The sequence below is a fragment of the Variovorax sp. P4_D9 genome, from assembly GCF_056401695.1.
The window spans coordinates 1-8,075 of record NZ_JBFUIU010000410.1 but is presented as its reverse complement, the minus strand read 5'-3'; the positions used below and the strand labels follow the sequence as shown (position 1 = coordinate 8,075).

General features: G+C 67.6%; 6 protein-coding genes. 5 read left to right on the top strand and 1 reads right to left on the bottom strand.

What is annotated here, in order from left to right:
- The 3 genes from AC1DY5_RS33070 to AC1DY5_RS33060 form a co-directional block, all read left to right on the top strand.
- Window positions 1-642, top strand: a 642-nt coding sequence (locus tag AC1DY5_RS33070; protein WP_478118379.1) for an acyl-CoA dehydrogenase family protein, incomplete at its 5' end; no start/stop codon positions are given.
- 92 nt (window positions 643-734) lie between these two features.
- A complete protein-coding gene (locus AC1DY5_RS33065) occupies window positions 735-1,850 on the top strand; it encodes an acyl-CoA dehydrogenase family protein (RefSeq protein WP_478118377.1) in 1,116 nt (371 codons plus the stop codon).
- 78 nt (window positions 1,851-1,928) lie between these two features.
- Window positions 1,929-3,308, top strand: coding sequence for an alpha/beta fold hydrolase (locus AC1DY5_RS33060; RefSeq protein ID WP_478118375.1), 1,380 nt, complete (start codon window positions 1,929-1,931; stop codon window positions 3,306-3,308).
- Between the two features lie 18 nt (window positions 3,309-3,326).
- On the opposite strand, the gene AC1DY5_RS33055 is transcribed toward AC1DY5_RS33060, so the two are convergent.
- Window positions 3,327-3,884, bottom strand: a complete 558-nt coding sequence (locus AC1DY5_RS33055; protein WP_478118373.1) for an HNH endonuclease — start codon at window positions 3,882-3,884, stop codon at window positions 3,327-3,329.
- A 165-nt stretch (window positions 3,885-4,049) separates the two neighbouring features.
- On the opposite strand from AC1DY5_RS33055, the gene AC1DY5_RS33050 reads away from it, so the two are divergent.
- Both AC1DY5_RS33050 and ileS read left to right on the top strand, forming a co-directional pair.
- Window positions 4,050-5,087, top strand: a complete 1,038-nt coding sequence (locus AC1DY5_RS33050; RefSeq protein WP_478118371.1) for a bifunctional riboflavin kinase/FAD synthetase — start codon at window positions 4,050-4,052, stop codon at window positions 5,085-5,087.
- Between the two features lie 109 nt (window positions 5,088-5,196).
- The gene (ileS, locus tag AC1DY5_RS33045; RefSeq protein ID WP_478118367.1) at window positions 5,197-8,040 is read left to right on the top strand and encodes an isoleucine--tRNA ligase; all 2,844 of its coding nucleotides are present in this window, start codon (window positions 5,197-5,199) and stop codon (window positions 8,038-8,040) included.
- The last annotated feature ends 35 nt before the right edge of the window (window positions 8,041-8,075 follow it).

Genomic DNA, 8,075 nt, shown 5'->3' with positions numbered 1-8,075 from the left:
CCGCAGACCGGCATCAGCTTCCTGCTGATCGACATGAAGTCCAAGGGCGTCACCGTGCGTCCGATCAAGCTGCTCGACGGCGGCTACGAGGTCAACGAGGTCTTCTTCGACAACGTCGAGGTGCCGGCCGAGAACCTGATCGGCGAGGAGAACAAGGGCTGGACCTACGCCAAGCACCTGCTCTCCCACGAGCGCACCAACATCGCCGACGTCAACCGCGCCAAGCGCGAACTGGAGCGGCTCAAGCGCCTGGCCAAGAGCGAAGGCGTCTGGGAAGACAGCCGCTTCCGCGACGAGATCGCCAAGCTCGAGGTCGACGTGGTCGCACTCGAGATGCTAGTGCTGCGGGTGCTGTCGGCCGCCACCTCGGGCAAGAACTCGCTCGACATCGCGGGCTTGCTCAAGATCAAGGGCAGCGAGATCCAGCAGCGCTACTCCGAGCTGATGATGCTGGCCGGCGGCCCCTATTCGCTGCCGCTGATCCGCGAGGCGATGGAGGCCGGCTGGCAGGGCGACTTCCCGGGCGGCCATCCGCAGCTGGCACCGCTGACCTCGACCTACTTCAACATGCGCAAGACCACCATCTACGGTGGCAGCAATGAAGTGCAACGCAACATCGTCGCGCAGACCGTTCTCGGCTAAAGCCGTAGAACGGCTGCGCTCCGCGTTGAATGTTTTACTCCCCGCACCCCCTCCGGGAGGGGGCTCTAGCGAGGCATATGCAAGGATTTGATATGGACTTCAATTTTTCGGACGACCAGCAGCAGCTTCGCGACGCCGTCGCCAAGTGGGTTGAAAAAGGCTACGGCTTCGAGCGCCGCCGCGCCAACGAAGCGGCCGGCGGCTTCTCGCGCGAGGCCTGGGACGAACTGGCCGAGCTCGGCCTGGGCGGCCTCTACATTCCGGAAGACGAGGGCGGCCTGGGCATGGGCCCGGTCGAAGGCATGGTCGTGATGGAAGAGCTGGGCCGCGGCATCGTCCTCGAGCCGCTGGCGCAATCCTTCATCGCCGGTGCGCTGCTGGCCGGCCATGCCGATGCCGACACCAAGGACAACTGGCTGCCGCGCATCGCCGGCGGCCAGGCGCTGGTGGTGCTGGCCTACCAGGAGCGCAAGGCGCGCTACCGGCTCGACGTCTGCGAGGCCAGGGCCGAGAAGGCCGGCGACGGCTTCAAGCTGCATGGCAGCAAGAGCCTGGTGCCGGCCGGTGACGAGGCTGACGCCTTCCTGGTGCCGGCGCAGCTCGACGGCAAGATCGCGCTGTTCCTGGTCGAACGCGCCGCCGACGGCGTCGCTGCCCCCGGCTACGGCACGCAGGACGGCAGCCGCGCAGCCGAAGTCGTGTTCGACGGCGCCGCCGCCACGCTGCTGACCCGCGACGGCCTCGCCGCACTCGAATACGGCGTCGACATCGGCATCGCCTCGACCTGCGCCGAAGCCGTCGGCGTGATGGACCAGACGCTCGCGGTCACGGTCGATTACATGAACACGCGCAAGCAGTTCGGTGTCGCCATCGCCACCTTTCAGGCGCTTCGCCACCGTGTCGCCGACATGAAGATGCAGCTCGAACTGGCCCGCTCGATGAGCTACTACGCCAGCCTCAAGCTCAACGCGCCGGCCGCCGAACGTCGCCAGGCGCTGGCGCGCGCCAAGTACCAGCTCGGCGTCTCGATGCGCTTCGTGAGCCAGCAATCGGTGCAGCTGCACGGCGGCATCGGCGTGACCGATGAATACATCGGCAGCCACTACTTCCGCAAGCTCACGCAGCTCGAGATGACCTTCGGCGACAGCCTGCATCACCTCGGCGAAGTGTCGGCCCGCATGCAGAACACCGCGGGAGTCTTCGCCTGACCTTGCGCAGCGCGTCCCGATAGCTCCTCGCGCCCGCCGGCTTCACCGGCGGGCGTTTTCATTTGAGAAAGCCTTTCCATGTACTCTCGCCGCCAACTGATCGCACTCGGCCTTTCCTCCGCCATGCTCGCTGCCTGCTCCACCCCTCCCGCGGCCAGCGAGCGGCCGCCGATCGTGTTCGTGCACGGCAACGGCGAGTCGGCGGCCCTCTGGCAGACGACTGTCTGGCGCTTTGAGTCGAACGGCTGGCCGCGCGACCGCCTGATCGCGCTCGACCAGCCCTTCCCGCTGGCGCGCGACGACGACGGCGTGGCCCAGCCAGGCCGCAGCTCGACCGCCGAATCGATGGCCTTCCTCCAGGGCGAGGTCGACCGGGTGCTGAAGCAGACCGGCGCCACCAAAGTGGTGCTGATCGGCAACTCGCGCGGCGGCAACACGATCCGCAACTACGTGCAGAACGGCGGCGGCGACCGGGTGGTGAGCCACGTGGTGCTGGGCGGCAATCCGGCGCACGGCATCTGGGCCGTCAAGGGGCGGGTCGAGGGCAGCGAGTTCTCCGGCCTGAGCCCCTTCATCCAGCGGCTCAATGCGCCGAAGAACGCCGAGGGCCACGAAGTGACGCCCGGCGTGAAATGGCTCACGCTGCGCTCGGACAACAACGACAAGTACGCCCAGCCGGACGGCCTGTGGATCGGCATCCCGGGCCAGCCGACATGGATCGGATTCGACGGACCGGCGCTCAAGGGGGCAACGAACCTGGTGCTGCCGCGCGTCGACCACCGCGAGACCTCGTTCTCGCCGGCCGCCTTCGAAGCCACCTGGCGCTTCCTCACGGGCGAGGCGCCGCGCACCCTGCAACCGGGACCCGAAGCCTCCGTCGCGCTGTCCGGCCGGGTCACGGGCCTGGGCCTCGACCCGGCCAACCCAGCGAGCGGCAGCTTTCCCAACAACCTGCCGCTGGTGGGCGCCCGCCTGTCGGTGTTCGCGGTCGACCCTGCCACCGGGACCCGGCAGGGGCCGGCGGCCTGGGAACAGACCATCGGCCAGGACGGCCGCTGGGGACCTTTTGCGGGTCGACCGGACACCGCCTGGGAATTCGTCCTGGCGGCGCCCGGCTACGCCACCACGCACATCTACCGAAGCGCCTTCCCGCGTTCGAGCAGCATCGTACAGCTGCGCCCGGAACGCATCGCGGAGGCCGACCGCGATGCCCGGGCGCTGGTGATCTTCACGCGGCCGCGCGGCTATTTCGACGCCGAACGGGACCGGCTTCGATTCGATGGGCAGACCACCCTGCCCGGCGTCCCGCCGAAGGGAGCGGGCGCGTCGAACGCGAAGATCAAGCTCGGCAGCGAGGCGCCGCGGTCGGTGGAAGCCGAGTTCAACGGCGAAAGAGTCGTCGGGCGGACCTGGCCTGCCGCGCAGGCCGAGGTCAGCGTGCTCGAGCTGAGCTACTGACAAGCGCCCGCGGCGCGCCTACCCGTGCAGCCGTGAACTCTGCGGCAGGTGCGCCATCAGGAACTCCATCTGGTCCGCCAAGATGCGGCGGTTGCGCAGGATGAAGTCCTCCCACAGGCTTGGCACATAAGGGGCATAGAGCAGCGCCATGCCGGCCTGCTCGGGCGTGCGGCTGCTCTTGCGATGATTGCAGGGCCGGCAGGCCGTGACCACGTTCATCCAGGTGTCGATGCCCTTCTGGGCGAACGGGATGATGTGCTCGCGCGTGAGCTCGTCTTCGTGGAAATGCCCGCCGCAATAGGCGCAGATGTTGCGGTCGCGCGCGAACAGCTTGCTGTTGGTGAGTCCCGGACGCTGCGTGAAGGGGTTGATGCGCGGCACGCCCTTGGTGCCGATGATGCTGTTGATCGCGATCTGCGACTGCTGGCCGGTGACCGCGTTGTGGCCGCCACGGAATACCGCCACCTGCGCGCCGACCTCCCACCGGACCTCGTCGGAGGCGTAGTGGATCACCGCCTGTTCAAGCGAAATCCACGATTGGGGCAGCCCTTGGGCCGACAGCTTCAAGACCTTCACCAGACGCCTCCTCGATCAAAGAGAACCACGGAAAGACCAGGACATGACGCTCACCGGATGGGCTTGCGCACGACGCAGTGCGTCACAATATACCGGCTTTGTGACAAAAAGGCCCTGATGTGCCCATTCCATGGGCGCAAAGTGCTATCAAAAAGATACCAGACGATGCAGGTTTTCCGGGGTTTCAGGCATCCGGGCGTGGCTCCGGCCTGCGCCCTGACCATTGGCAATTTCGACGGTGTGCACCGTGGTCACCAGGCGATGCTGGGGCTGCTCAACACCGAGGCCCGCCTGCGCGCGCTGCCGAGCTGCGTGTTGACCTTCGAGCCGCATCCGCGCGACTATTTCGCGGCGCTCACCAAGCGGCCCGAGCTGGCGCCGGCGCGCATCGRCACCCTGCGCGACAAGCTCAGCCAACTCGCGGCCGGCGGCGTGGCCCAGACCATCGTGCTGCCCTTCGATGCCCGGCTGGCCTCCCGGACGCCGGAAGAATTCATCCAGCACGTGCTGATCGAAGGCCTGGGGACACGCTACGTGCTGGTCGGCGACGATTTCCGCTTCGGCGCCAAGCGGGCCGGCGACTACGCGATGCTCGACCGCGCCGGCGAGCAGCACGGCTTCGATGTCGCCCGGATGAACAGCTACGAGGTGCACGGCCTGCGGGTGTCGAGTTCGGCGGTGCGCGAGGCGCTTGCCGAAGGCCGGATGGCCGACGTCCAGGCGCTGCTCGGCCGGCCCTATGCCATCTCCGGCCACGTGGTCCACGGCCGCAAGCTGGGCCGCGCGCTGGGGGCCTCAAAACCCGGCCGCGACGATGGCTTCCGAACCCTCAACCTGCGCTTCAAGCACTGGAAGCCGGCCGCCAACGGCATCTTCGCGGTGCTGGTGCACGGGCTGGCCGCGACACCGCTGCCGGGCGTCGCCAACCTCGGCGTGCGCCCTTCGCTGGACGCCAACGACGTCAACGCCGGGCGGGTGCTGCTCGAGACCCACTGCCTCGATTGGCCGGCCGAACTCGGCAGCGAGGGGGCCTACGGTAAAATCGTCCGCGTGGAACTGCTGCACAAACTGCACGACGAATTGCGCTACACCAGCCTCGAGGCCCTCACGGCGGGCATCGCGAAGGATGGCCGCGACGCGCGCGCCTTCTTCGCCTCCACCCACGCCGAAACCCATCGCCAGACCACGCGCGACCGAATTTAGAGCGGAAACCGTCGCTTTCCGCCGCGTTCGGCCGCCTTGGGATGCAAGGGGCCGCATGCTCCCCTCGATCCCCGAGCGCTGCAAGGCAGCGCAGATTTCTGGAACTTCCATGGCTGACAACAAGACCGACGGCGCCACCGACTACCGCGCCACGCTGAACCTGCCTGACACCCCCTTCCCGATGCGCGGCGACCTGCCCAAGCGCGAGCCGGGCTGGGTCAAGGAATGGAGCGAGGAAGGCCTTTACCAGCGCCTGCGCGACGCCCGCCACGGCGCCCCCAAGTTCATCCTGCACGACGGCCCGCCGTATGCCAACGGCCAGATCCACATGGGTCACGCGGTGAACAAGATCTTGAAGGACATGATCACCAAGGCGCGCCAGCTCGAGGGTTTCGACTCCCTCTACGTGCCCGGCTGGGACTGCCACGGCCTGCCGATCGAGAACGCGATCGAGAAGAAGTACGGCCGCAACCTGAGCCGCGACGAAATGCAGGCCAAGAGCCGCGCCTACGCCGCCGAGCAGATCGCCCAGCAGATGGTCGACTTCCAGCGCCTGGGCGTGCTGGGCGAATGGGACCATCCGTACAAGACGATGGACTTCGCCAATGAGGCGGGCGAGATCCGCGCCTTCAAGCGCGTGATCGAGCGCGGCTTCGTCTACCGCGGCCTGAAGCCGGTCTACTGGTGCTTCGACTGCGGCTCCTCGCTGGCCGAGTTCGAGATCGAGTACGCCGACAAGAAGTCGCAGACGCTCGACGTCGCCTTCAAGGCGCACGACCCGGCGAAGCTGGCGGCCGCCTTCGGCCTGCCTTCGCTCACCAAAGATGCCTTCGCGGTCATCTGGACCACCACCGCCTGGACCATCCCGGCCAACCAGGCCATCAACCTGAACCCCGAGCTCGACTACGCGCTGGTCGATACCGAGCGCGGCCTGCTGGTGCTGGCCGCTTCGCTGGTCGAGATGTGCATGAACCGCTATGCGCTCGACGGCACCGTGCTGGCCACGGTCAAGGGCGAGAAGCTCGGCGGGCTCGAGTTCGAACATCCGCTGTACGACGTCGACGCCGGCTACCGGCGCCTGTCGCCGGTCTACCTGGCCGACTACGCGACCGCCGACGACGGCACCGGCCTGGTCCACTCGTCGCCGGCCTACGGCGTCGACGACTTCAACTCCTGCATCGCGCACGGCGTGGCCTACGACGACATCCTGAACCCGGTGCAGGGCAACGGCTCCTACGCGCCGGATTTCCCGCTGTTCGGCGGCCAGAACATCTGGAAGGCGGTGCCGGTGATCATCCAGGCACTGCGCGATGCCGGCCGCCTGTTGACGACTGAATCCATCAGCCACAGCTACCCGCATTGCTGGCGCCACAAGACGCCGGTCATCTACCGCGCCGCCGCCCAGTGGTTCATCCGCATGGACGAGGGCGAAGGCGTCTTCACCAAGGACAAGGCGCCCAAGACGCTGCGCCAGACCGCGCTCGAAGCCATCGAGCAGACCAGCTTCTACCCCGAGAACGGCAAGGCGCGGCTGCACGACATGATCGCCAACCGGCCCGACTGGTGCATCAGCCGCCAGCGCAGCTGGGGCGTGCCAATCCCGTTCTTCCTGCACAAGGATTCGGGCGAGCTGCATCCGCGCACGATGGAGATCCTCGACCAGGCCGCTGCCATCGTCGAGCAGGGCGGCATCGAGGCCTGGAGCCGGGTGACGACCGAGGAGATCCTCGGCACCGAGGACGCGCCCCACTACACCAAGAGCACCGACATCCTCGAGGTCTGGTTCGACTCAGGCTCGACCTTCTATCACGTGCTGCGCGGCACCCACCCGAACGTGCACCACGAGACCGGCCCCGAGGCCGACCTCTACCTCGAAGGCCACGACCAGCACCGCGGCTGGTTCCATTCGTCGCTCTTGATCGCCAGCGCGCTCGAAGGCCGCGCGCCCTATCGCGGCCTGCTGACGCACGGCTTCACAGTCGACAGCCAGGGCCGCAAGATGAGCAAGTCGCTCGGCAACGGCATCGACCCGCAGGAGGTCAACAAGAAGCTCGGCGCCGAGATCACGCGCCTGTGGGTGGCCGCGAGCGACTACTCGGGCGACATCGCGGGCGACGACAAGATCCTGGCGCGGGTGGTCGACGCCTATCGCCGGATCCGCAACACGCTGCGCTTCCTGCTCGCCAATACCAGCGACTTCGACATCAAGAAGGATGCGGTGCCGCTCGGAGAGCTCCTCGAGATCGACCGCTATGCGCTCGCCCGGGCGGCGCAGTTCCAGGCCGAGATCCTCGCGCACTACAAGGTGTACGAGTTCCATCCGGTGGTGGCCAAGCTGCAGGTGTACTGCTCCGAGGACCTCGGCGCCTTCTACCTCGACGTCCTCAAGGACCGGCTCTACACGACCGCGCCCGGCTCGCACGCGCGCCGCAGCGCCCAGAGCGCGCTGTGGCACATCACGCAGGCGATGCTGCGCTGGATGGCGCCGTTCCTGAGCTTCACGGCCGAAGAGGCCTGGAAGTTCTGCGGCGACGGCCGCTCGATCTTCGTCCAGACCTACAGCGACCTCGGCACGCCCGACCAGGCGCTGCTCGCCAAGTGGAGCCGCATCCGCGAGATCCGCGATGCGGTCAACAAGGAGATCGAGACGGTGCGCACGGCCGGCCAGGTCGGTTCCTCGCTGCAGGCCAATGTCACGCTCACGGCCCCGGCCGACGACCACGCGCTGCTGGCCTCGCTGGGCGACGACCTGAAGTTCGTGCTGATCACCTCGGCGGTCGCCCTGGCTGCCGGCGATGCCCTGTCGGCAAAAGTGAGCGCGAGCAGCGCGACCAAGTGCGAGCGCTGCTGGCACTGGCGCGACGACGTTGGCCACGACGCGACGCATCCGGGCCTCTGCGGCCGCTGCACCAGCAACCTGTACGGCGCCGGAGAGCAGAGGAACGTCGCCTGATGGCCCGCAAACCTTCGGGCCCGTCGGGCCTGGGC

Bases quoted from the DNA above. Each gene is read 5' to 3' on its own strand.
- AC1DY5_RS33065 (WP_478118377.1), top strand. From the start codon at position 735: ATGGACTTCAATTTTTCGGACGACCAGCAGCAGCTTCGCGACGCCGTC.
- AC1DY5_RS33060 (WP_478118375.1), top strand. From the start codon at position 1,929: ATGTACTCTCGCCGCCAACTGATCGCACTCGGCCTTTCCTCCGCCATG.
- ileS (WP_478118367.1), top strand. From the start codon at position 5,197: ATGGCTGACAACAAGACCGACGGCGCCACCGACTACCGCGCCACGCTG.